22 protein-coding genes are annotated in these 23,035 nt (G+C 49.6%); 11 read left to right on the plus strand and 11 right to left on the minus strand.

The genetic code is table 11. From position 1 onward, the window contains the following. Window positions 1-63 precede the first annotated feature (63 nt). A complete protein-coding gene (locus tag M3P05_RS13405; RefSeq protein ID WP_249700230.1) occupies window positions 64-1,371 on the plus strand; it encodes an NCS2 family permease in 1,308 nt (435 codons plus the stop codon). A 75-nt stretch (window positions 1,372-1,446) separates the two neighbouring features. Here M3P05_RS13405 and M3P05_RS13410 read toward each other — a convergent pair whose 3' ends face one another. Both M3P05_RS13410 and M3P05_RS13415 read right to left on the minus strand, forming a co-directional pair. Then, the gene (locus tag M3P05_RS13410) at window positions 1,447-1,785 is read right to left on the minus strand and encodes a hypothetical protein (RefSeq protein WP_249700231.1); all 339 of its coding nucleotides are present in this window, start codon (window positions 1,783-1,785) and stop codon (window positions 1,447-1,449) included. Window positions 1,786-1,965: 180 nt separating this feature from the next. Continuing rightward, window positions 1,966-2,589, minus strand: a complete 624-nt coding sequence (locus tag M3P05_RS13415) for a phosphoadenosine phosphosulfate reductase domain-containing protein (RefSeq protein ID WP_249700232.1) — start codon at window positions 2,587-2,589, stop codon at window positions 1,966-1,968. 139 nt (window positions 2,590-2,728) lie between these two features. On the opposite strand from M3P05_RS13415, the gene M3P05_RS13420 reads away from it, so the two are divergent. After that, window positions 2,729-4,540, plus strand: coding sequence for an ABC transporter ATP-binding protein (locus tag M3P05_RS13420; RefSeq protein WP_249700233.1), 1,812 nt, complete (start codon window positions 2,729-2,731; stop codon window positions 4,538-4,540). Between the two features lie 12 nt (window positions 4,541-4,552). On the opposite strand, the gene M3P05_RS13425 is transcribed toward M3P05_RS13420, so the two are convergent. Continuing rightward, window positions 4,553-5,491 (minus strand): hypothetical protein, encoded by a 939-nt coding sequence (locus M3P05_RS13425; protein WP_249700235.1) that lies wholly within the window; start codon window positions 5,489-5,491, stop codon window positions 4,553-4,555. Between the two features lie 140 nt (window positions 5,492-5,631). Between M3P05_RS13425 and M3P05_RS13430 the strand changes: the two genes are divergently transcribed. Then, window positions 5,632-5,931, plus strand: a complete 300-nt coding sequence (locus M3P05_RS13430; RefSeq protein ID WP_408635915.1) for a SelT/SelW/SelH family protein — start codon at window positions 5,632-5,634, stop codon at window positions 5,929-5,931. 48 nt (window positions 5,932-5,979) lie between these two features. On the opposite strand, the gene ppk2 is transcribed toward M3P05_RS13430, so the two are convergent. From ppk2 to ispZ, 3 genes are all read right to left on the minus strand, one after another. Continuing rightward, complete coding sequence (gene ppk2, locus M3P05_RS13435; RefSeq protein ID WP_249700237.1) at window positions 5,980-6,819, minus strand: polyphosphate kinase 2; 840 nt, start codon at window positions 6,817-6,819, stop codon at window positions 5,980-5,982. Window positions 6,820-7,032: 213 nt separating this feature from the next. Beyond that, window positions 7,033-7,698 carry a TIGR04211 family SH3 domain-containing protein gene (locus M3P05_RS13440; RefSeq protein ID WP_249700238.1) on the minus strand — a complete coding sequence of 222 codons (666 nt, stop codon included), beginning with the start codon at window positions 7,696-7,698 and terminating at the stop codon, window positions 7,033-7,035. A gap of 108 nt (window positions 7,699-7,806) precedes the next feature. After that, entirely contained in the window at window positions 7,807-8,397 is a 591-nt protein-coding gene (ispZ, locus tag M3P05_RS13445) for a septation protein IspZ (protein ID WP_249700239.1), read from the minus strand. A 116-nt stretch (window positions 8,398-8,513) separates the two neighbouring features. Here ispZ and M3P05_RS13450 point away from each other — a divergent pair, with 116 nt between their 5' ends. Both M3P05_RS13450 and M3P05_RS13455 read left to right on the plus strand, forming a co-directional pair. Next, window positions 8,514-9,401 carry a PHP domain-containing protein gene (locus M3P05_RS13450; protein ID WP_249700240.1) on the plus strand — a complete coding sequence of 296 codons (888 nt, stop codon included), beginning with the start codon at window positions 8,514-8,516 and terminating at the stop codon, window positions 9,399-9,401. A 171-nt stretch (window positions 9,402-9,572) separates the two neighbouring features. Next, window positions 9,573-10,193, plus strand: a complete 621-nt coding sequence (locus M3P05_RS13455) for an L-threonylcarbamoyladenylate synthase (RefSeq protein WP_249700241.1) — start codon at window positions 9,573-9,575, stop codon at window positions 10,191-10,193. Here the strand turns inward: M3P05_RS13455 and M3P05_RS13460 are convergent, their stop codons facing one another. Continuing rightward, complete coding sequence (locus M3P05_RS13460) at window positions 10,194-10,631, minus strand: hypothetical protein (RefSeq protein WP_249700242.1); 438 nt, start codon at window positions 10,629-10,631, stop codon at window positions 10,194-10,196. A 126-nt stretch (window positions 10,632-10,757) separates the two neighbouring features. On the opposite strand from M3P05_RS13460, the gene M3P05_RS13465 reads away from it, so the two are divergent. The 5 genes from M3P05_RS13465 to M3P05_RS13485 all read left to right on the plus strand — a co-directional run bounded on the left by M3P05_RS13465 (window position 10,758) and on the right by M3P05_RS13485 (window position 16,510). Beyond that, window positions 10,758-11,972 (plus strand): tryptophan--tRNA ligase, encoded by a 1,215-nt coding sequence (locus tag M3P05_RS13465; RefSeq protein ID WP_283777807.1) that lies wholly within the window; start codon window positions 10,758-10,760, stop codon window positions 11,970-11,972. A 290-nt stretch (window positions 11,973-12,262) separates the two neighbouring features. Further along, window positions 12,263-13,174, plus strand: a complete 912-nt coding sequence (locus M3P05_RS13470) for a segregation and condensation protein A (protein ID WP_332842017.1) — start codon at window positions 12,263-12,265, stop codon at window positions 13,172-13,174. Then, entirely contained in the window at window positions 13,171-14,307 is a 1,137-nt protein-coding gene (scpB, locus tag M3P05_RS13475) for an SMC-Scp complex subunit ScpB (protein WP_283777808.1), read from the plus strand. Before M3P05_RS13470 ends, scpB begins: the two co-directional genes overlap by 4 nt. Window positions 14,308-14,410: 103 nt before the next feature. Beyond that, the gene (rluB, locus tag M3P05_RS13480) at window positions 14,411-15,307 is read left to right on the plus strand and encodes a 23S rRNA pseudouridine(2605) synthase RluB (RefSeq protein WP_249700243.1); all 897 of its coding nucleotides are present in this window, start codon (window positions 14,411-14,413) and stop codon (window positions 15,305-15,307) included. Window positions 15,308-15,493: 186 nt separating this feature from the next. Beyond that, window positions 15,494-16,510 carry a hypothetical protein gene (locus tag M3P05_RS13485; RefSeq protein WP_249700244.1) on the plus strand — a complete coding sequence of 339 codons (1,017 nt, stop codon included), beginning with the start codon at window positions 15,494-15,496 and terminating at the stop codon, window positions 16,508-16,510. A gap of 151 nt (window positions 16,511-16,661) precedes the next feature. Here M3P05_RS13485 and M3P05_RS13490 read toward each other — a convergent pair whose 3' ends face one another. From M3P05_RS13490 to M3P05_RS13505, 4 genes are all read right to left on the minus strand, one after another. Then, on the minus strand, window positions 16,662-16,940 hold the full coding sequence (locus tag M3P05_RS13490) for a DUF406 family protein (RefSeq protein ID WP_249700245.1): 279 nt from the start codon (window positions 16,938-16,940) through the stop codon (window positions 16,662-16,664). A gap of 102 nt (window positions 16,941-17,042) precedes the next feature. Continuing rightward, the gene (locus tag M3P05_RS13495) at window positions 17,043-17,297 is read right to left on the minus strand and encodes a hypothetical protein (RefSeq protein WP_249700247.1); all 255 of its coding nucleotides are present in this window, start codon (window positions 17,295-17,297) and stop codon (window positions 17,043-17,045) included. Window positions 17,298-17,367: 70 nt separating this feature from the next. Continuing rightward, a complete protein-coding gene (locus tag M3P05_RS13500; protein ID WP_249700248.1) occupies window positions 17,368-19,248 on the minus strand; it encodes a S8 family peptidase in 1,881 nt (626 codons plus the stop codon). Between the two features lie 314 nt (window positions 19,249-19,562). Beyond that, the gene (locus M3P05_RS13505) at window positions 19,563-19,907 is read right to left on the minus strand and encodes a hypothetical protein (protein WP_249700249.1); all 345 of its coding nucleotides are present in this window, start codon (window positions 19,905-19,907) and stop codon (window positions 19,563-19,565) included. Window positions 19,908-20,369: 462 nt separating this feature from the next. Here M3P05_RS13505 and ppc point away from each other — a divergent pair, with 462 nt between their 5' ends. Then, the gene (gene ppc, locus M3P05_RS13510) at window positions 20,370-23,003 is read left to right on the plus strand and encodes a phosphoenolpyruvate carboxylase (protein WP_249700250.1); all 2,634 of its coding nucleotides are present in this window, start codon (window positions 20,370-20,372) and stop codon (window positions 23,001-23,003) included. Window positions 23,004-23,035: the final 32 nt, after the last annotated feature.

A 23,035-nucleotide genomic window follows, 5' to 3' on the forward strand; every position in this document is an offset into this window, starting at 1 on the left:
ATTTGGGATAGCTGCCTTTATTTCTCATTGACGACATCAAGCTTGTTATGAGGGGGGGAATTTATGGCTTCGGATAGTGCACTGGAAAGATATTTCCAGCTGAAAGCCCACCGGACCGATGTTAAAACCGAAGTGATAGCCGGTGTCACGACATTCATGACCATGGCCTACATCCTGATAGTTAACCCGTTAATCCTTAAGGATGCGGGAATGGATATGGGGGCCGTCTTCACCGCAACAACCATCTCTGCAATTATTGGTACCCTGGTAATGGCGCTCTGGGCAAAACTGCCTTTTGCACTTGCTCCTGGTATGGGTCTCAATGCGTTCTTTGCTTACGGCGTAGTTCTCGGCATGGGCTACTCCTGGCAGATGGCTCTCACCGCGATTCTGCTGGAAGGTGTGATCTTCCTTCTTCTGACCGCATTCAATATCCGTGAAGCGATTGTTAACAGTATTCCACTCAGCCTGAAGAAGGCAGTCTCCTGTGGTATAGGTCTTTTCATCGCATTTATCGGCCTGCAGAACGCTGGCATTGTTGTAGATAATCCTGCAACTCTGGTAGGCGTAGGTTCTCTGACTGATCCCATGCCTGTTCTGGCTATGTTCGGCGTGCTGTTCTCCGGCTTCCTGCTGGCCAAGGGTATGCGCGGAGCTCTGCTGGTTGGTATCGTGGTCACCACTCTGGCAGGTATCCCTTTAGGTGTAACACCCATGCCTGATTTCAGCCAGGGTTTCATGCCCCCTGATATCTCTCCCATCATGTTCCAGTTCGAGTGGGATAAGGTATTCAGTGCAGACATGGCGATCATCCTGTTCACCTTCCTGTTCGTGGATATGTTCGATACTGTTGGCACTCTGGTTGGTGTATCCACCAAGGCTGATATGCTGGATGAGAACGGTGAAGTGCCTAACTGTAAGCAGGCTCTGTTTGCCGATGCGATTGCTACAACCACCGGTGCCTGCCTGGGTACCAGTACTGTAACAACTTACGTTGAAAGTGCTGCAGGTGTATCTGCTGGTGGACGTACCGGTCTGACTGCACTGACAGTTGCTGGCCTGTTCTTTGTTGCCCTGTTCCTGTCACCACTGTTCCTGATGGTTCCCGGTGCTGCAACGGCTCCTGCCCTGATCCTGGTAGGTCTGTTCATGCTGTCGCCGATTCAGCAGATTGATCTGGAAGATTACACCGAATCCATTCCGGCCTTCTTGACCATTCTGTTCATGCCTCTGACCTACAGTATTGCTGAAGGTATTATCATTGGTATGTTGTCTTACATTATCCTGAAGGTGCTCACTGGTAACACCAAGCAGGTTTCCGTTGTCTCTTACATCGTTGGCGCGCTCTGCCTTGCCAAGATTGTGATGTAAAAGACCAGACAGATACTCTGTCTGAACAAAAAAAGCCCTGACTGGTCATCAGGGCTTTTTTCGTTGGTAACGACATTACAGGCTGTTTTTATCTATGGGCATTACCCACTTTGAATCTGTTTCACCATCCCCGGTTGTTGCGATTAGCTTGACAGGCTCACTTAGTTTCAATTGGGTAAAATTAGCATAGCCATATTTGGATGTAACAGACTCGCTTTTGAGCTTTCCTTCACGTGTAAATAGTTGCACGCGCGCGCCTTCAGCTATTTTGCCATCCAAGAATACTTGTGTTTTCACTGACGCATGCCCTGGATGTGCATAAAGAACAGTATCAGCGATGGTGTCGACAGAAAATATGCCGGAAGTGGCGATTAGAGTGGTCAACGCGATGGTTTTAATTTTAACAGTTTTCATTTCTGCATCCTCTTTTGTTTTTTTCGTGTTTCCATGGGCGTGCAGTTTATGCAGCATTAGTATGACAGAAATGCCAACAATTTATAAGTTGGTATGAAACTGTCGCAGGGTGTATCAAAGGGAAGAGCGTGTTGCATTTAACGCTGTATCACGCTCTCTTAATTATTAATCAGGAAGAAATTAACGTGTGGTGTGAAGACCACATTCGCGGTGGCCAATAACCTTTGTGGGGTCGAAGTAATCCTCTTCAATCGGCAGATCGTTATTAACCAGGTACTCTTCAAGATCCAGTTCTGTCCAGTGGAAGAGTGGGGCGACCCTGAGCAAACCGTCCTGTGTCTGGGTAAGGATATCCAGATTTTGCCGAAATGCTGTTTGTTCTTTGCGAATGGCAGTCAGCCATATATCAGGAAAATGTACCTGCATGGCCCGGTTGAAGGGCTCCAGCTTCACTTCTTCGGTAAAGGTATCATGTTCAGGTGTATCAACTTCGGGGATTCCACCTTTAACCGCATCACGAAATGCACGGCTGAACTTTGGGTGGTAGATATGGATATTGAGATTCAGTTCCCGAATCAGCTTGTCGGCAAACTGATAGGTGGCCTGGGTTCCATAGCCGGAATCAATCCAGATAACCGGAATATCCGGGCAACATCTGGTAGCCATATGAATGATTGCGGCTTCATGGGGGCCAAAGTTAGTGGTTAATACAGGCTGGGTGGCCGTGGACAACACGTCGTTAATTATTTGCTGCGGCGGCTGTTGTTTTAACTGCCGGTTGCGCTCTTGTAGATCCTGATACATATCATTTTTATCTGGAATGCAGGAGAGCAAACTATAAGGGCTTCGCGAATCCGGTATCAATAGCTGACGGGTGACGGAGTTAGAATTGATAGATATGATGAAATAAGCAGAAAGAATAATAACGACAAAGGATATTGAATTGAGCGACAGTTCCCCTCCAGTTCAGGTGTTCAGCTGGAGACGTATTCGTCACACTATCCTTGGATTTCGCAAGGAACTGGTAACAGCCAATATTGTTGCAGTTCTGGCAACACTGACCAGTGTGCCCACGCCTCTTCTTCTTCCCCTGCTGGTTGATGAGGTATTGCTCGGGCAGCCTGGCGTGATCGTCAATACTCTTTCATCGTTTTTGCCTGAGAACCTGCACATGCCACAGATGTATGTTGGCGTTGTTCTGGTTGTTACGCTGTTGCTCAGGGCTTTGACTTTGTTTTTCAACATCTGGCAAACACGCCAGTTCACCATTATTTCCAAAAATATCGTTTATAAAATTCGCCAGAGCTTGCTGAAAAAGCTCGGTCGTGTCTCCATGACAGAGTATGAAATTCTGGGTTCAGGCTCTGTTGCTTCCCGGTTTGTGACCGATCTCAATACCATTGATGTTTTTATTGCCTCTACGGTCAGTCGTCTTTTGGTCGCTTCTCTGACACTGATAGGCACGGCTGTTGTTTTGCTCTGGCTGCACTGGCAGCTGGCCCTGCTGATTCTGATATTGAACCCGGTGGTGATCTATCTGACATCCAACCTGGGTAAACGCATCAAAGAGCTGAAAAAATATGAAAACAGAGCTTTTGATATTTTTCAGGAAGCACTGACGGAAACTCTGGATGGCATTCTGCAGATAAGAGCGGCAAATCGTGAAAAACACTATCTGGCCCGCCTTCTGGACAAAGCCCGAAATGTGAGGGATGCCGGCAGTGACTTTGCCTGGCGTAATGATGCTGCCACCCGATCCAGTTTTATGTTGTTTGTTGTCTGCGTTGATCTCTTCCGGGCAGCTGCCATGTTAACTGTTGTGTTCTCCGACCTGACCATTGGCCAGATGTTCGCGGTATTCGGTTATCTCTGGTTTATGATGACACCGGTGAATGAACTGGTGTCCATGCAGTACGGTCTTTATGCAGCCAATGCTGCCCTGGGTAGAATTAACGGTCTGCTGCAGCTTGGAGAGGAAGCTCAATATTCCCTGAAGCAGGATCCGTTTTACCGGCATGGGACTGTCGGGCTGGATATTAACGATGTGCACTTTTCTTATGGGGACAAATCAGTTCTTAACGGTGTCAGTCTATCTATCGCCCCGGGTGAAAAGGTGGCTCTTGTTGGTGCCAGCGGTGGAGGTAAATCAACCCTGGTCAAGGTTCTTCTTGGACTGTACCCACTGTTACAGGGGCGGATTTCTATTGGCGGCGTGGAATTGTCTGGTGCGGGGATAGACAATATTAGGGAACATATCGCTATAGTGCTTCAGCACCCTGCATTGTTTAATACAACTGTTCGTGAAAACCTGACACTTGGCAGAGAGGTCGGCGATGATGAGTTATGGCAGGCCCTGAAAGTCGCGCAGTTAAAAGAACGGATTCAAGAGCTGGAACTCGGCCTGGACTCTCTGGTAGGCAATCAGGGAATCCGTCTCTCGGGAGGCCAGCGACAGCGGCTGGCTATTGCCCGGATGATAGTCAGTAACCCCAAGGTCGTAATTCTGGATGAGGCGACATCTGCCCTTGATGCAGAAACAGAACTACGCCTGCATCAGGCTCTGGCAGACTTTCTAAGCAGACGTACCACCCTGATCATTGCCCACCGTTTGAGTGCAATTAAACAAGCTGACAGGGTTTACGTCTTTGAGAATGGCGTTGTCTGTGAAGAAGGCGGGCATCAGCAACTGTTGCAGCAGAATGGGCTTTACGCCCGCCTTTATGGAAATATTCAGGAGCAAAGGCATACAGCCTAGTTTGTTAGTTTATTAACGGAACGGTAAAAGCATAGCTCCTGCTGAACCCGAAGCGGAGTCACTATCAAGGTAATAGTTATCACCCTTGGTTTCCGTTTCGTTGTAATCCGGGCGCTGTCGTCCGTGTTCCACTTTTGGATAGCTGTCCCGGGGCAGTCCTTTCTTATTCAGGAAGTTATTAACGTATCGTTTTTTCAACGTCTGGTGTGTTTGCACCCAGAGTGCCCGAAAAACATCCCTATCAGCGCCGTACTCCTGGATTTCAGAAGTCTTGTCAGTCAGAACATCATCAAAATCAACCAGAGCCTGGGGTAACAGTCCGATGGTATCGGCATTTTTCAGCAGGCTGTTATTTATATTCTTAAGGTGTGTCAGCACCCTTGTTAACTGAAGAGAGTGCTGGTGCCAGTGAACGTTATAAAGAAGCAACTTGCTGACCTGATGCAGGATATAGAACATCTCTTCGGCATAGGCATAAACGGCAGTGGCTGAAACAGGCAGCACCATTGAGTTCTTGAGGGAGTAGTCCATACCTTCCATGTATGAAGCAAATGTTCTGGTGAGTTTGTTAAGAAAGATAAATGGCTGATCGGGGCCTATGGCTCCGGCCGCACGGATGAATGTCAGGTCATTATGGATCTGGTTGAGAGCCATGATTTTCGCTTCAATGACCTTGTGACCTTCCAGCTTCAATGCGGTTCTGATGGTTTGAACCTTGCCCATGCGCTGGTAAATGATTTCAGTAAGCTGCTGAACCGAATTTGCCAATGACACTGTGTCATAGTGGGTGCGCGCGTAGAAATCAGCGCTTTCATCCCGAAAAGGCTTTTCGGTGCCAAATCGAAGGGTATCATCCCCGAAGACCATGGGCTCAGCAAAAGTCGGAACGGATATGCCGGCTATAAGGAATCCGGTAATAATAAAAGCACTGAATTTTATTCCGCTGGACATGATTTTTCCCAACAAGACTGGACAGCATCATGGACTCTCAGGATAAGCCAGGGTTCCGCAATAAGTATCCAGATTACACAAAGACATAGAAGAGTTAAGATGGAGCTGCTGTTCGTAACTGTAAGTGGGGGAGAGTGTCTGTGATAGGAGAAGACACAGGGCGAGGTCCGGTAATATCAATAACCTACTGTACAGGGTGTAACTGGTTGTTACGGTCTGGCTGGATGGCTCAGGAACTGCTTCAGACTTTCACTACTGACTTGGGGGAGGTCAGGCTGGTTCCTGGTTCGGGAGGTGTTTTTCGGATCACCGTTAATGGGGATGAAATCTGGGAAAGAAAAGCCGATGGCGGTTTTCCGGATATTCGGGAGCTGAAGCGCAGGGTTCGTGACCGGATTGACCCTGAGCGCTCGTTAGGACATATAGATCGGGACTCATAAATAGAAATGCCGCTCATTGAAGCGGCATTTTTGTGGGTGCTTCGATTTTTACTCAATATCCTGCTCGGCCCTGAGGACAACCTGGGGTTCGGTCTTGCCAATGATTTCCATGTTTCGGCCTTCATATTTCAACTGGCTTAAAACGTGGCGCATGGCATTCAGGCGGGCCCGTTTTTTGTCATCGGACCGAACGACCGTCCAGGGAGCATCACGGGTATCGGTGTAGTGGAACATCTGGATTTTAGCTTCGGTGTATTCGTCCCATTTGTTCATGGAGGCTTTATCAACAGGGGAAAGTTTCCACTGTTTCAGCGGGTCAGTGCGACGTTTTTCAAAACGGCGATGCTGCTCGTCACGGGTGACTGAGAACCAGAGTTTAACCAGATGAATGCCGCTGTGAACCAGCATGCGCTCATAGTCAGCGACTTCCCGGATAAAACTCATATATTGCTTACGGGAGCAGTAACCCATGACCAGTTCCACACCTGCACGGTTATACCAGGAGCGGTCAAACAGAACGATTTCACCTTTGCTGGGCAGGTGTTTGGTATAACGCTGGAAATACCATTGCCCCTGTTCGTGATCTGTCGGTTTTTCCAGTGCAACAACCCTGGCACCGCGGGGGTTCATATGTTCGGTCATGCGCTTGATGGTGCCGCCCTTGCCGGCTGCGTCACGCCCTTCAAACACAATCAGGATTTTTTCGCCAGTCTCCTTGACCCAGTTCTGCATCTTGACCAGTTCAATCTGCAGGAGGCGTTTTTCTTCTTCATACTCACGCCGTCCCATTTTGGGCAGACCTGTCGTCTGAATAATTTCCCCTTTGGATCGTTTATCTGGTGAGCTTTTTGAATCAGTGACATCGGCAACCTTGGTTGCTGTATCCATATAGCGCTTCCCCGCGTGTGTTGTAGTTATTATCGGCCTTACCGTCTCTCCGGCAGGACTTCTTTTTTCGACTGGAGTCAAATCCTGAGGGGATGTATATGATCGCTTTTTTCGGTTTGTACGTAAAGGGCAGGAGGGGGAATCAATATATCGAAAGAGGTATGTCTGGCTGAAATTTAAACGATGCTGCCAAAAGCAGCATCGTTAGTGATATTACGCCCAACCAGTGTTCTTTTTGCGTGGCTTTATCATTGGCAGGATAACACCAAGAAGCAGTCCGGCAATCAGGGTACCTGCACCGTAAAGGTACCAGCGTTGGTCAGTGCTGTCAGTCAGTTGCTGATTAGTGCTTTGCAGGGTCTGCAGTTCACTCATCAGTTGTTCGTTGGCAAGAACCAGCTCCTTGTTGCGGCGGTCAATCTCGAGGCTTTTGGCAGAGACTGTCTTGATACGCATCAGTTCTTCTTTCACGCTGGCCAGCTCGTTTTCCCGGTTTTGCAGAGTGCGGGAGGTGGAGTTGGAAGAGTTCTGGATATTGCCCAGCTGAGATTTCAGGCTGGTCACTTCCTGCTTCAGCTGATCCCTTTCCGCGTAAGCAGACTTCAGAAGGTTGGTCGCTGGTGGATTAAAGATCATATATTGGGAAGGAATATATCCTTCCTGGCCACTTTTGGATTTCACCTTGTAGTAGCCGTTGTTAATTTCTTTCTCCAGCAGGGTCAGTTCCGTACCGGTTTTCAGGGCACGGATAATAATCCTGTAGTCGCTTCCAGGGCCGGAGCGCATGGGAACATAAACAGTATCGCCGATGTAAACAGATTGAGCGGCGGCAAAAAGAGGCATGGTACACAGTGCCAGCAGCATGGCCAGGCGTTTCAAGGTCGGTGCTCCGTTAATTTCTTCACGAAATTCATATCATATCTTTGCATGTTCCACAAAGATACATAAAGAAAGGCGCCCGTTGGCGCCCTTCAAAAAAACTTTCCCTCAGGGCGATTTCTCGGCTTCATCTTCTTTGATGTAACGGCCAAGAAACAGCATTTGGATTATAACGAAAGCAAACGTCAGCCCAAGGTTTCCGAACACTTTAAAGTCGACCCAGAAGTCACCGGGAATCATAAATGCGGCAAACCAGTTGGCTCCACCCAGCAGGGCAAAGAAAATAACCCAGCTCATATTCAGCTTGGACCAGACCGGTGGCGGCAGAGTCATGGCGTGATCCATCATCCGCTCGATCAGAGTCTTTTGGCCGATAAACCGGCTGGCCAGAAATGCCGTTGCAAACAGCCAGTTAACAATCGGAGCTTTCCATTTCAGGAAGGTTTCGTCTTGGAAGAGAACTGTCATCCCCCCTAATAGAAGGACGGCAACCACAGTAATCATCTGGCTTTTCTCGAGGGATTTCTGCTTGTACCACAGAAGGCCGTAGACAATGATTGAAGTTGCGATAAGGACAGCCGTAGCTGAAATAATGCCACCCAGTTCAAAGGTCTGACCGAAGGCAGAAACCTCTCTGGGGTCCATTTTGGCCACGATAAAAAAGATAATCAGCGGCAGAAAGTCAATAAATTGCTTCATATTGTTTCCGGGTTTCGGCCACAATATTGCCAAAACCCTAAACCCTGCTTTGGTTAGATTCTGTTGAGTCTGGCTGTACAGTGTAATTCCAGTCGGGGTCAGGATAAAGGACAAGCATGCCACAGATCGTAGATTTTCATTGTCACAGCACCGCTTCTGATGGGGCACTCTCTCCCCGGGAGCTGCTTGAACGTGCTATTGAACAAGGTGTCGAGAGTCTGGCCCTGACCGACCATGACACCGTAGCCGGTGTTCGCTGGCTGCAAAATTACGGAATACCGGAGTCAATCCGCCTGATTCCCGGCTGTGAGTTCTCAACATTATGGGGAAACCAGGAAATTCATATTGTGGCTCTGAATATTGATCTGGAAAACCCTGATGCCCTGGCTTTTCTGGACAATCAGAAAAAAGCCCGCCGTCAGCGCAGTGAGCGCATTGCAGAAAAGCTGGCACAACGTTTAACGGATTTTACAGCAGAAGAGTGTTTTGAAGGAGCTCTTGGTCAGGCCAAAGAAGCTCAGAAGAAGGCCGGGGAAGAATTTGTTCTTGATGATGAAGATATCCAGGTTGGTAGTCCGCATTTTGCTGAATGGCTGATTACGAAGGGGATTGTGTCCAGCTTTGATATGGCATTTAAAAAGTACCTGGGAGCCAAACGTATTGGTAATGCCAAACAGTTCTGGCCTCATTTGAAAGAGGCTGTTCCTGCCATACTCTCCTGGGGAGCTGTTCCTGTTCTTGCTCATCCCGGGCGCTACAGAATGAGCGGAATGAAAATGAAAGCCCTTATCAAGGATTTTTCTGAAGCTGGTGGACTGGCTATGGAAGTCCTTGGCTGTCAGCAGCCCTGGGGGGAAAGAGAGAAGCTGGCAGCTCTGTGTAATGAGTATGGACTCTGTGCTTCTCAGGGAAGTGACTTCCATGGCCCCTGGTCGCCCTATGTCGAGCTGGGGCGTTTAGGAGAGTTGCCCGCCGGGTGTCGTTCAGTATTGGCGCTGCTGTAGTTCTTGTTTGACACAGGTTAAAGTGTTAAACAAGAACTATGCCTGAAAAAATAAATAGGCATTGATGCCACCCTGATATATTCAGCTAGATTGACTTCTTAACGGTCTGTAACTCTTTTATACTTCCGCCGCCTCCGGGGGCATCCCGGTGCTGAATAATCGGAACCACCAGTGAGCCAGTTTTTTCAGATTCATCCAGATAACCCACAGGTGCGCCTGATTCGCCAGGCTGTTGCCATTCTCGATAAAGGCGGAGTGATCGTTTATCCTACCGACTCCGCCTATGCACTGGGCTGCAGGCTGGGTGACAAAAAAGCGGTTAACCGTATTCGAAGGATTCGTCACCTTGATGAAAGGCACAATCTGACTCTGGTGTGCCGGGATCTTTCTGAGCTGGCAACCTACGCCAAGGTGGGCAACAGCACTTACCGTTCCCTCAAGGCCGCCACTCCTGGTGCTTACACCTTTATCCTGAATGCTACATCTCAGGTACCCCGTCTGGTCATGCATCCCAAGCGGCGCACGATTGGAATCAGAGTGCCTGATAATAAAATCGTCAGTGCTCTTCTGGAAGAACTCGGCGAACCCCTTCTCAGCTCGACCCTGCATATGCCGGGAGACGAGTTTCCCCTGACTGATCCCTACGATATTCGAGCAACCCTGGAAAATCAGCTGGATTTGATCATTGATGGTGGTTTCTGCGGAATGGAGCCGACTACTGTTGTCAGCCTGGTTGATGATTCTGCAGAAGTCTGGCGTGAAGGGAAGGGTGATCCAAATCTATTCCAATAATCAGTCAACGTCTGTTTGATTCTCCAGTTGCGTCAGCTGGTAAGAAATAATTTTGGATATATCTGCGTTGTCTCTGTGGCTGGTGTTGATCAGTAATTGACTCAACGCTCTCAGTTCATCAAACCCTTCAATGGACAGGATGCCCTGGCAAATCTGTAGTGGTTCCATATTTGACAGAGCTGTGAGGTTTGATTGATCTGTCAGACTCAGGCCCACCGGTGAAGTGATTGAACTGGCGTGGCGCTGATTGAGTGGCATGCTCTTTTGCCCTGCACCCAGAAGTCCTGTTGTTAGTTGAGAGGGATTGAGCTGGCTAACTTCTCTTCTTCCCATTTTGCCGATGGTGCCAACGACCGTGATTTCGGGGTTGCTTGCTTTATCGCTGGAAATTCCGGCAGTGATTGCTGATGTGGGACTGGTTGATGCGGGTGCAGGCATAAATCACTCAATCCAAAAGTATCTTTCTCAGTATAGAGTCATCAAATGACGTAAGAGTCCTGCTATTCAATAGAGCTGGAATCGGTATAATTTCCTGAACGATTTTTTTCTTATGGGAGACCATCATTGAACGCAGCAGACCCTGATTCGCGGGTTCTGTCCGGCATGCGTCCGACCGGGCGACTGCATCTGGGCCACTACCACGGTGTTTTGAAGAACTGGCTGACCCTCCAGCATGAGTATGAATGCTTCTTCTTTGTGGCTGACTGGCACGCACTCACCACCCATTATGACGAACCGGAGCTGGTTAATGAGTACGCTCTGGATATGGTGATTGACTGGCTGGCTGCGGGAATTAATCCCGGCCAATCAACCCTGTTTGTTCAGTCACGGGTGCCTGAGCATGCTGAGTTGCATCTGCTGTTGTCGATGATGACTCCATTATCCTGGCTGGAGCGTGTGCCCAGTTACAAGGATCAGCAGGAATCGCTGAAAGAACGCGATCTGGCTACTTATGGTTTTCTCGGGTATCCGCTGCTGCAGAGTGCCGATATTCTTGCCTACCGAGCCGGTCAGGTTCCTGTTGGGGCTGATCAGGAAGCCCATATCGAGATAACCCGGGAAGTGGCGCGGCGCTTCAATCACATCTATGGTCGTGAGCCGAATTTTGAAAAGAAGGCTGAGCAGGGTATCGCCAAGATGGGGCGCAAGCAGGGAAATCTCTATAAGAAACTGCGCAAGAGCTATCTCGAAACCGGAGATCTTGATGCGCTGGAAACAGCCAGGGCATTGCTCCAGGAGCAACAAAATATTACCTTGGGGGATCAGGAGCGTCTGCTGGGTTATCTGGAAGGAACCGGTCGGGTTATCCTGCCGGAGCCAAATGCCCTGCTGACACCGGTGGCAAAAATGCCCGGGCTCGATGGTCAGAAGATGTCCAAGTCCCTGAACAATACCATTGCCCTCAGGGATGAGACCGATGTGATTGCTGATAAGATCCGGCGCATGCCGACGGATCCGGCCCGTATTCGCCGAACCGACCCGGGTGAACCGGATCGCTGCCCGGTATGGAATTTCCATCAGGTCTACTCGGACAAGAGAACCCGGGAGTGGGTTTGCGAAGGCTGTACAACAGCCGGAATAGGGTGTCTGGAATGTAAGGCACCGGTGATTGATGCCGTGGAAGCCGAGGTGGCTCCCATCAGGCTGCGGGCCAATGAGCTGGCCGCCAACCCCGATGAAGTGAGCAATATTATTGCGGAAGGTTGTGAAAAGGCCGGTGATGAAGCCGCAGAAACTCTCAGGGATGTGAGAGACGCTATGGGGCTTGGATGGCGTTGACCAGTAGGTTCTGTTGACGTAAGTTTGTGCATTCAGCGCCAGTGAGGCTTTTCAGATCTAGACGCAGACGTGAAGGAATACTGGTTGTCTTTCGAACGGCTGCAACGACGAGCTGGAAAGCCTCACTGACGCCCTGCGGGTGGCCCAGAAAGCCGCCACTCGCTGCGTCAGACTTGCTCGATGTAGAGCCACTACACCTTCACAAGCCTTTCTTGCGATTAGCGGCTTTCTGAGCCACTGGATCGCACAAACTTACGTCAACAGAACCTAATAGAACGGATCGAAGCAAAATGGATACAGACAACCAGGATGATGTTGCTGTAGTACCAGAGCCACAGGAAGGTGAGGAACAGCTTCAGGTTGATACTGAATCTCAGGTGACAGAAACAGCGGCAGATAAAAAAGCATCTGCAGACCTGCCACCAGAGCAGCTTCCACTGGCCATGGTTCTTGGCGAACCACTGCAGAAGCTGCCGGATGACCTTTATATTCCACCGGATGCACTGGAAATCTTTCTGGAGGCGTTTGAAGGCCCGCTCGATCTACTGCTCTATCTGATCAAACGCAACAATATGAATATTCTCGATATTAAGGTTGCCGAGATCACCCGCCAGTATATGGATTATGTGGAGCTGATGGAGGCTTCCCAGTTTGAGCTGGCGGCTGAGTATCTGGTGATGGCGGCAACCCTTGCCGAAATCAAATCCCGAATGCTGCTGCCCCGCCAGACGGAAGCGGAAGATGAGGAAGAAGATCCTCGCGCCGAGCTGATTCGCCGTCTGCAGGAATATGAGCGTTTCAAAAAGGCTGCAGAAGACATTGATACCATGCCCCGAACAGGGCGTGAAATATTTCCGATCAAGGTTGAGCCGCCCGTGCTGGAACGGGGTGTGGTGCATCCTGATATTGATCTTCGGGAAGTGTTGGTGGCGCTGTCGGAAGTGATTAAACGCGCTGAAATGTTTGAAGAACACCATATTCAGGCAGAACAGCTGTCCACCCGTGAGCGAATGGCTCAGGTGCTGGGTAAGTTGAAGTCTGACACATTTGTGCCCTTCGTGACGCTGTTCACCCTGGAAGAGGGGCGGTTAGGTGTTGTGGTGACTTTTCTGGCAGTAATGGAGCTGATCAAAGAGTCCCTGGTTGAGCTGGTACAGACGGAATCCTATGGACCCATACATGTAAAGGCGCGTGCGGAATGAGTGCAGATACAGATAACATGGAGTTGGAAGATATGCCGGAATCCGCCAGCACTGAACTGGAAGAAGGCCTTGAATCCGTTGAAGAGAATGATTCCGACCTGGAAGCTGTGACAGAAGAGCAGGATGAAGAACTCAGTGTCGAGCCTTTAACAGAAGCTCCACTGATCCCGGTTATTGAAGCGGCCCTGATGGCAGCGGGAAAACCGTTGACTTTGGAGCATCTGGCCGGATTATTTGACGAGAATGCCCGTCCCAGCAAACCTGTGCTTAAACAGGCAATGGCCGATCTTGCGGAGATGTGTGCAGACCGTGGCTTTGAGCTGAAGGAAATAGCCAGTGGCTGGCGCTTCCAGGTTCGTCAGGAGCTGGCCCCCTGGGTTGGGCGTTTGTGGGATGAAAAGCCGCAGCGCTATACCAGGGCGTTATTGGAGACTCTGGCCTTGATTGCTTATCGCCAGCCAATTACTCGAGGTGAAATCGAAGATATTCGCGGAGTAAGCGTCAGTACTAATATCATGCGAACCTTACAGGAGCGAGAGTGGGTAAGAGTCGTTGGACATAGGGAAGTTCCCGGCAGACCTGCGATGTATGCGACTACACGACAGTTCCTGGACTATTTTAATCTTCGTAACCTTGATGAACTGCCTCCGCTTTCTGAACTGCGCGATCTTGATGAGATGGCCAAGAAACTGGAAAGCGGCTTGGAAGGTGGTACTGAACAACCGGAACTGGCGCTCGATGAAGATGGTAACCCAATCGTCCCTGCCGCTGGTGAAGAAGCCTCTCAGTTTGATAGTGAGGGCAGCAGTACCGAAGAAGGTGCTGAAGATAACGAATGGAATGCCAGTCGGCTGGTTTCTGTTGAAGAAGCCCAGGTATTCCAGGAAGAAGGTGATGAGAATATCGAAAAGCTGTTCTCTGAACTGGATGATATGGAAAGCGGCCTGACGCTGACCTACACCGACTACAACCCTCATACTGACGAGGGTAATCAGGACAGTTCATCTGATGGGTCTTCTGAAATTGTTGCGACAGTCAATGTGGAAATTGAAACAATGACTGATGCAGGGGAAGATGCAGATGAGCAGAATGACAATAGCCCGTCTGACGACGAGCTGGATTCTGATATCTGACCATTATTAAATGATTGAATGATCAGATGTCTTAACCGTGAGTTATTCGCGGGTTATCACCGTTTGGGAAAACCGTGAGCACTCCTCAAGTGAAGTATGAAGTATGACAGATAGCAGTATCACCACACCTGAAGCACCACAGGCACAGGCACAGGCAGGTGAACGTTTGCAGAAGGTTCTGGCCCGTCAGGGTTTGGGATCTCGCCGCCAGATTGAAGCCTGGATTACGGAAGGTCGTGTCCATGTTAATGGTGAAAAAGCGACCCTGGGGATGCGCATTGTGTCCACTGACCAGGTTGCCCTGGATGGACGTCCTGTTCACCTGAAAGAACAGGTAACCCGTCGTGTTATCGCGTATAACAAACCTGAAGGTGAAGTCTGCACCCGCACTGATCCGGAAGGCCGCCCTACCGTATTTCAGCGACTGCCTCGTATTCCAGGCGAGCGCTGGATTGCCGTTGGCCGTCTGGATATCAACACATCCGGACTGTTGCTGTTCACCACTGATGGTGAGCTGGCCAACCGTTTGATGCATCCTTCTCACCAGATTGAGCGTGAGTATGCTGTACGTGTCTTTGGTGACGTGACAGAAGAAAAGGTTAAGAACCTGTTTGATGGCGTAGAGCTGGAAGATGGTTTTGCCCGTTTTACCGATATCGTTGATACCGGTAATGAAGGCATTAACCGCTGGTTCCATGTCTGCATTATGGAAGGTCGTAACCGTGAAGTTCGCCGGTTGTGGGAATCCCAAGAGCTGGCTGTCAGCCGTTTGAAGCGTGTTCGTTATGGCAGCACTATTATTCCTGATCATCTACGCCAGGGACGCTGGGTGGAGCTGGAACAGGCTGAAGTGGATGCACTGGCAGACCTGGTAGATCTTCCCCGTGTTAAGGCTGGTCCGCAGACCAAGGAAGCCAAAATTAAAATGGATCGCCAGCAGCGTAAGCGTCCTGGTGTTAAGACTGGCAAGCGCCCGTTTGCACGTCGTAAGTCACGCTGATCTCATCAGACTGAATAAAACCCCATCTCCTGCATCCCTGGTCATAGTCTGACCAGGGATAGTTCTGTTCTTGATTATCTCGATTATTCAATTTTAGTGGCTGGGTAAATATTGCAAACCAGAAAAAACAACTACTGCCTTGTCGTGGTCTAACATTGGCCACTTATCTTGTAGCTGGGTTGTATCATGCCTTCTCGCAAGTGCTTTACAGGCTGGCAGTTCTTGCTGGCAATAGTCTGCTTTTTCGGGTTGATATATTTTCCTGTTAAATCTCACGCCTTGGGTTGGAAAAGGCAGTATTTTGTCAATGTGCCCGGTGGAAGGTTGGGGCAAAGTGAGGATCTGGATGTAAGGTTGAGCGTAAGGGTACTAAGGCAAGCACTTTCTCCAGCACTTCATGCACCTGAAAGTGAAAGCAATCCTGTTGTGCTTACATTGGAATACCAGGAAGGAACTGTTGAGAGTGAAACAAGCGATGATACATATGTTGGAGCCCTGACGGGATCATTACCTGAGAGATCATTTCTTGCTGAAGCAACTCAACAGGAAGATTTTAGGTTGGTAGCCTTAGTAAAATCTCTCTCAAATAGTGCTGTTTTTGAAGTATTTGCCAGGCATGCGGCTCAGTTGGCTAGGACAAAACCGCAGAATTTATTGGAAGCCACAGTTCTAAATGAATCTGACGTCAAAATCGAAAGAAAGGAAGCCTGTGTAGAAATCAGTCTTCCTGAGAGAGAAGCTGTTTCACTCAGAGAGAAGAGAGAAAATGAATTTGGGGTTCAATTGAAGCCTCTAAATGATCGAAGTGATCCAGCGCCGCCATCCGGAATAAATATTGTAGATACGAGCCGCTGGCCTGCTCCATTGGCAAATTATCCGTATGGCAAAGGAACATCTTTAGTCACTACAACTTTTACCTTTGTCTCAAAGGTAGATATTTCTGACACAGAAGAACAAGAATTAAGTGAGCTGTCTGTGGAGACGACGCTATGGATGCTGGTTGATTCAAGCAGTATTCCTCAGGTTATGATACTGACCACAGTTGAAAATGACTTTGAGTTCTTTTCTGCCATTTCATACGGAGCTTCAACGAATACAGACCCCGTAACAATCAGGCCACAAGCTGCAACTGGGTTGGCGACAGAAGCTCCGTCTCCTCAGCTAGTTCCTGTGTCTTATGGATCCAATAGTGGTATCGAGTAGCCTGAAATGGTTTTGGATAATGACATTACTACACCATCTGAAGATCTTTCCAGTCGTGTATCTGATCTAAATCTTGGTGCAACCAAAAACTAGTAATTAGTATTCATGGATTACTGCCTTCTCTATTGTGAAGGCAGTAATACAATTGACTTCATCTGAGTTTGGCAGCACGCATATCAAAAATCAGTTTCTCAGCCGCGCAGCTAAAAACAAAATTCATCTGCATAGCTTCACCCTGCTCATCAGTAACTGGTTGCTCTGAAATGTCACATGGCTCATTTTCAATGCTGCGAGCCAATTCAATAAGTTTTTGCTTCAGGCTATCTGTGCTGTCACCACGCAGATAAAAAATCGCAGTACAGTCATCTTCACGGATCACTGTGCCGATATCCATAACATTACAGGCGGTACAGGTAATGTCGTCGCTCATATTGAATACTCCAATTCGTTATTATCCTCAGGATTATAGGAACTGGTGTAGAGGTGAAAGAATAGGTAGATAGCGTTGATTGGAAGGTTGGAGCTGGTTTTATTACTGGTTTCGGGCAATAGCATCCGGCTCAATATAATCCACTTGTGGTAACTCACTTACCGTATCAATAAAACGATTATCTTCGGTTTCCACAACAAGGCCGAAGCGGCCAAATATTTTCAGCGGGTTGAAGTGGGTATTCGGCATGTATTCATAAAGAAACGCAGACAGATCTTCTCTGGAACAGTTCACCATTTCATCAGGATAGAATGCAACCAAAAGGCGCTGGCCGAAGCATTTGCTGAGCCAGCACACAATAGAATCAGTGGCACAGCAACTGCAAGTATGGTTTTCCGTCTTGTTGCAGGTTGTGTCAGTGAATTTTTCATTTAAAACTGATGCTCCACTGATTGAGAGTTCCGGCATCTCCCTGGTAATAGCTGACGATGGAGCTGGTAACGCCACGGGAGCGATTGTCCGGAATATCCATGGGTGTGCTGCTAAAGCTTTTTTGGCCAATGAGAACCGCCGTTTTCAGCTCATAGTCAGCTTCCAGAGTCAGACCTGTAAACGGTTTGTAGGCATCCAGCATAATGTACCAGGTACCGGCTGCTGGTGAAGAAACATCAACACTTTCCTCGTTACCGCTCTGGTAGGGGGCATAGTCATACTTTTCGATAGTTGGACGGCGGCTCCGGTGCACATACAGGTCGGCATCACCCGTTCCACCGGTGATTGAACGGTTCAGATCAGACGCACCGGGAGGAACTTCCAGTCTGAAGAACAGCTGCTGCCCTTCATCCGTGGTTGAGAGATCAGTGACAGCTACCCCTTTCTTGATAATGCCGTGGTCAACATCCGGAGCCGGTGTTGAAGAAACAGCCATGACTGCGGCCTTGGCATCCAGAATACCGGTGCCACAGATATCACTGTTGCACTGGCGGCGGGAAACTCTCGGGAAAGGTCGGGCGGTATCCATCAGGATGTTTTTTACTTCTGCAGGCTTCAGGGCCGGGTTAACGCTGTACATCAAACCGGCGACACCGGTCACATGTGAAGCCGCCATACTGGTGCCCTGGTACCAGTCATAATCATCACTTTCCGGTTCGCGGGCACCGGAGTCAATGGTTGAAAGAATACCATTGCCGGAGTGCATGGTTTCCCCTCCTGGAGCAGTTATATCAACAGCATTACCGTAGTTGGAGTAATAAGCACGTCCACCATCCCGCTTATTGGCTGCAACAGTAATCACACCATCACAACTGGCTGGTGAGAAGTTACGAGCATTGCGGTTATCGTTACCAGCAGCCACAACGATGGTTGCTCCGGCATCAAGAATATCGTTGATAGTGTCCTGATAAGTTCTTGAACAGTGCCCGGGGCCACCAAGGCTGAGGTTAAGAACTTTGGCTGGGTTAACGTTGTTAGGCACTCCTGGAACGGGCAGGCCCGCAGCCCAGCGCATGCCATCGGTGATATCCGAAGTATAACCGCCACAGCGGCCCAATACCCTGACAGGAAGTATCCTGGTACTTTTTCCTATACCGGAAACACCTCTGCCATTGTTATTGACTGCTGCGATGGTCCCGGCCACATGAGTACCATGCCAGCTGCTGGACTCTTCATGGAGAGGCACTGGCCGTCCACGCCCATTAGTACCACAGGAACCGACAGGGGAATAATCTCCCGGGTCATTGACATTTTTGTCCCGTCCGTTGTTGTCCTGTGCCGTATCAATATCGGCAATAAAGTCATAACCCGGCAGCATGTTCTCAACCAGATCAGCATGAGGCCGGACTCCGGTATCAATAACAGCCACAACAACAGGGTTGACTGTGGTCACCATATCCCAGGCTTCCGGCAGGTTGATTCCACCTGCCGGTTCAAAGTAATGCCACTGCTCGTTATAGCGATCATCATTCGGTACTTCCTGATGCACCATGATTAGGTCGGGTTCCGCATAAAGTACGCCTGGCTGCTTTTCTACTTCATCAGCAAGAGCGCGCATCTCATCAACTGATTTATGGAGCCCCAGATCAACGACATTGGCACCGCTCGAGGCAATACGGATGCTGAGAATTCTTCCACCAGCAGCTTGTGCTATCAGGGGGTCATTAACTGATTTGACGGGATCAACCGGAATGGCGTATTTCACTATCAGGCGGTTGGTCTTATCGGCGGGAGTCGTCTTCTCGGCGGCCTGCAGGCTCACAGCTGTTAAAGCTCCCAACAGGCAGGCACCGCATTGCAGTATGAAGGACTTCATGGCTAACCACAGAAATAGCTGCAAGGGAGCTTTGAGGCTAGATCAAAACCCTATGTCTACAAGTTAGGTTCTGTTGGCGCTATAAACGACACATGCTGTTATGGGATAAATAATTAAGGTAAAAGGCTTTAGTCGTTTGATTGAAATTGCTCATAAGATCTTCTCGTCACCATATCTATATCTGTTCCTTCGATACGAACAAGCTTTGTTCCTGGTGATCGGTGGGGGGAGTGAATATCCCCCACCTTATAAAGATAAACATCACCCCGCTTCAGGTGATAGGTACGGAGTTTTTTCAAAATGGGGATGTTGTACTAATTGCAGCCCGGAGGTTCAATATGAAGCCACTCGGACATTTCCGTTTCACCCGCAGCCTGACCATAGATGGCCCAGGTTGGCCCATGATCATGGGGGGGATGGTTCAGCTGCTCACAGTTTATATGTGCCCTGATGCAAAAACCCATCTCAGGATCCCTGTATATAATACGCTTTCCCGTCCAGTTACTATCTCCAAAAAACTCCCCAATAAAACTATCTTCCATCAGGGCATGCTGAAGGTGGGAGAGTATGTGAGTATGTCCTTCATATTCCTCACTGGTTGTTAGAGCTGACTGACAAACCTGTATCAGTTGCCTGAGAGTGTGTGGAGTGGGATTCATGGGTTGTTCTTTATTGACTAGAGATAATAAAAACAAAGCTCCACAGGATAGCCTTCACCCGCGATATACAAAGAAAACTCCTCATCGGGCTTTTCAACAAGCAAGGGGTGAAAAAATGGCGAACCTCTGTGGTTCGCTAACTATAGAACCTGGTCCGCCAGCTGCACTCAGGAGAAGCTGTGCAAGCAGATAATTAGTCACCGTGTTCTGGGGTTGGGTTCATAGCAGGGAAGTTAATGTCTGGATAACCCCGATGTCATGGGAAAACAGTCAACGCCGTCAGGAATATCCCTCGTCCTGAGGCGCTTTTTGTCAGTAATTTTGGGCTTCGGTGTATTTTTGGTAAAAAATGTCGTACTTTGCATCCCAGCACAATAGAAATGAGTTAAAGAAACAATTCTTGTAGCCGTTGGAGTGGTCGCGAAATTTCACGGCAAAAGAATGAAATGGGAGAAAAAAGGTATGACGGATGAACATGCAGCATTAAGGCATGATATCCATTTGATGGGGGAACTTCTCGGACAGGCGATGCAGGATCATCTGGGAGCACCTTTCCTTGAGAAAATTGAAAGGATCCGTCAGCTATCCAAATCCGCCAGAAATGGTAATACTAACGATCATAAAGAGCTGCTTGCCCTTCTGCATGGGCTGTCTGACCATGAACTGCTTCCTGTTACACGCGCTTTTACCCAGTTTCTGAATCTGGCCAATATTGCCGAGCAGTATCACACTGTTTCCCGCCATAGTGAGCAGGAAGGGCATTTTACTGACTCAGTCGATGAATTGTTCCGGCGTCTGGTCGATCAGGGCTTTGATGCGAATGAGCTTCACCGCCAGGTGGCCAACCTGGATATTGAACTGGTTTTGACAGCACACCCGACGGAAGTAACCCGCCGCACAGTTATTCAGAAATTCAACGGCATTACCCGTTGCCTGACCAAGCTAGACCACACCGATCTGATGCCCCGTGAACGGGAAGACATTATTGATCGTATGCATCAGCTGATCAGCCAGATCTGGCACACCAAGGAAATTCGTGATCACCGGCCAACGCCGGAAGATGAGGCTCGTTGGGGTTTTGCCACAGTTGAACATTCGCTGTGGGAAGCTTTGCCCCAGTTCCTGCGCCAGCTTGATCGGCATTTAGTGCAGCATACGGGTTCGGGTTTGCCAGTTTCTGTGATGCCGGTTCGTTTCTCCTCCTGGATGGGGGGAGACCGTGATGGTAATCCAAATGTGACGGCAAAAGTCACTGAGCGGGTATTGATGACCGCTCGCTGGATGGCAGCTGACCTGTTCCTGCGGGAACTGAAGAGTCTGGTTGGCGAACTGTCCATGCCGGAATGCTCCGAAGAACTGTTGCATCTGGCCGGGGGTAATGACAAAGAGCCATACCGTGTGGTGCTGAAAGAGCTGCGCAAAAAGCTCAACAAAACCCGCAAGTGGTGTGATGCCCAGCTGGCAGGTAAGCCATCGAACGAGAACAGTATTCTTCATCGAGATGAAGAGCTGATTAATCCGCTGCAGATATGCTATGACTCTCTGTGCGCCAACGGCATGTCCTTGATTGCCAACGGCAGGTTGCGCGACCTGCTGTGGCGGGCCCGTTGCTTCGGTCTGGGTCTGGTTCGAATGGATATTCGCCAGGAAGCAGATCGCCATACTGAAGTGCTGTCTGAGCTGACCTGTTACCTGGGGCTGCCAGATTATGGCAAGGTTTCTGAAGAAGAACGTCAGGAGTTTCTGCTGAATGAACTGGCTAACCTGCGGCCACTGATTCCTTCCTGCTGGAAGCCATCAGCGAATGTTCAGGAGGTTCTGGACACCTGCCGGGTGATTGCGGCACAGAAGCCGGAAAGACTTGGCCCTTATATTATTTCCATGGCCAGCACACCTTCTGATGTTCTGGCGGTTATCCTGATTCTGCGTGAGTGCGGCTGTCCGTTTGATATGCCGATTGCTCCGCTGTTTGAAACACTCTCTGACCTTGATATTGCCCGCAGCAGTATTGAAAAACTGCTGAGTGTTCCCTGGTACCGTGACTATGCAGCCGGCAAGCAGATGGTTATGGTGGGATATTCCGATTCCGCCAAGGATGCCGGGCAGATGGCTGCAGCCTGGGCTCAGTACCGGGCAATGGAAGGTTTGACTGAGCTGTGCCGGGAGAAGGGCGTCAGTCTAACTCTGTTCCACGGTCGCGGCGGAACCGTTGGCCGGGGCGGTGGCCCTGCTCACCAGGCCATTCTCTCCCAGCCTCCCGGTTCTGTGAATGGGCATCTGCGTGTGACCGAGCAGGGGGAGATGATTCGCTTCAAATACGGCTTCCCCCAGATTGCTGCCGAAAGTCTCTCTCTTTACGCCAGTGCAACTCTGGAAGCCACTCTGCTGCCTCCACCTCAGCCTGAGCCTGAATGGCGGGAGATGATGGATGTTCTGGCTCAGGATTCCCTGAAAGTTTACCGAGGCATGGTGCGGGAAGAGCCAGAGTTTGTTCCTTACTTCCGGGCCGCCACTCCAGAACAGGAGCTTGGCCTTTTGCCCTTGGGAAGCCGTCCCACCAAGCGTCGTCCTGATGGTGGTGTGGAAAGCCTGCGTGCAATTCCGTGGATTTTCGCATGGAGTCAGAACCGTTTGATGCTGCCAGCCTGGCTGGGCAGTGGTGCGGCTCTCAAACGTGTTGTTGAGCGGGGCAAGGAGCATCAGCTGCAGGAAATGCTGGCTTATTGGCCGTTCTTCCGGGCTCGTCTGGAGCTGCTTGAGATGGTTTATCTGAAGACTGATCACGGTATCTCCAGCTACTACGACCAGCGTCTGGTGCCGCAGGAATATCGTCACCTGGGTGACCGGCTGCGCCAGCTGCTGAAAGAGGCGATGGAGGTCACTCTCAAGCTGAAAGGTGGTACTCTGCTGAAAGGGCAGCCTTGGGTACGCCAGGCCATTGCCCTTCGCAATCCTTATTCTGATCCCTTGCACTTTCTGCAGGCAGAACTGCTGTACCGTTCCCGTAAGGTTCCGGAAAGCGTGTGTGAGGATTTGGCCAGAGCCATGATGGTGACAATTACCGGTATCGCCGCAGGTATGCGCAACACAGGTTAAAAGCTGTAGTTCCTGAATGTAAGGTACTGTGA

Source organism: Parendozoicomonas callyspongiae (assembly GCF_023502345.1).
GTDB classification, from domain to species: Bacteria; Pseudomonadota; Gammaproteobacteria; order Pseudomonadales; family Endozoicomonadaceae; genus Sansalvadorimonas; species Sansalvadorimonas callyspongiae.

What these genes read in the sequence shown, in the direction of transcription:
- M3P05_RS13405 (WP_249700230.1), top strand. Translation starts at nt 64, where the DNA reads ATGGCTTCGGATAGTGCACTGGAAAGATATTTCCAGCTGAAAGCCCAC.
- M3P05_RS13410 (WP_249700231.1), bottom strand. Translation starts at nt 1,785, where the DNA reads ATGAAAACTGTTAAAATTAAAACCATCGCGTTGACCACTCTAATCGCC.
- M3P05_RS13415 (WP_249700232.1), bottom strand. Translation starts at nt 2,589, where the DNA reads ATGTATCAGGATCTACAAGAGCGCAACCGGCAGTTAAAACAACAGCCG.
- M3P05_RS13425 (WP_249700235.1), bottom strand. Translation starts at nt 5,491, where the DNA reads ATGTCCAGCGGAATAAAATTCAGTGCTTTTATTATTACCGGATTCCTT.
- ppk2 (WP_249700237.1), bottom strand. Translation starts at nt 6,819, where the DNA reads ATGGATACAGCAACCAAGGTTGCCGATGTCACTGATTCAAAAAGCTCA.
- ispZ (WP_249700239.1), bottom strand. Translation starts at nt 8,397, where the DNA reads ATGAAGCAATTTATTGACTTTCTGCCGCTGATTATCTTTTTTATCGTG.
- M3P05_RS13450 (WP_249700240.1), top strand. Translation starts at nt 8,514, where the DNA reads ATGCCACAGATCGTAGATTTTCATTGTCACAGCACCGCTTCTGATGGG.
- M3P05_RS13460 (WP_249700242.1), bottom strand. Translation starts at nt 10,631, where the DNA reads ATGCCTGCACCCGCATCAACCAGTCCCACATCAGCAATCACTGCCGGA.
- M3P05_RS13470 (WP_332842017.1), top strand. Translation starts at nt 12,263, where the DNA reads ATGGATACAGACAACCAGGATGATGTTGCTGTAGTACCAGAGCCACAG.
- scpB (WP_283777808.1), top strand. Translation starts at nt 13,171, where the DNA reads ATGAGTGCAGATACAGATAACATGGAGTTGGAAGATATGCCGGAATCC.
- rluB (WP_249700243.1), top strand. Translation starts at nt 14,411, where the DNA reads ATGACAGATAGCAGTATCACCACACCTGAAGCACCACAGGCACAGGCA.
- M3P05_RS13485 (WP_249700244.1), top strand. Translation starts at nt 15,494, where the DNA reads ATGCCTTCTCGCAAGTGCTTTACAGGCTGGCAGTTCTTGCTGGCAATA.
- M3P05_RS13490 (WP_249700245.1), bottom strand. Translation starts at nt 16,940, where the DNA reads ATGAGCGACGACATTACCTGTACCGCCTGTAATGTTATGGATATCGGC.
- M3P05_RS13500 (WP_249700248.1), bottom strand. Translation starts at nt 19,248, where the DNA reads ATGAAGTCCTTCATACTGCAATGCGGTGCCTGCCTGTTGGGAGCTTTA.
- M3P05_RS13505 (WP_249700249.1), bottom strand. Translation starts at nt 19,907, where the DNA reads ATGAATCCCACTCCACACACTCTCAGGCAACTGATACAGGTTTGTCAG.
- ppc (WP_249700250.1), top strand. Translation starts at nt 20,370, where the DNA reads ATGACGGATGAACATGCAGCATTAAGGCATGATATCCATTTGATGGGG.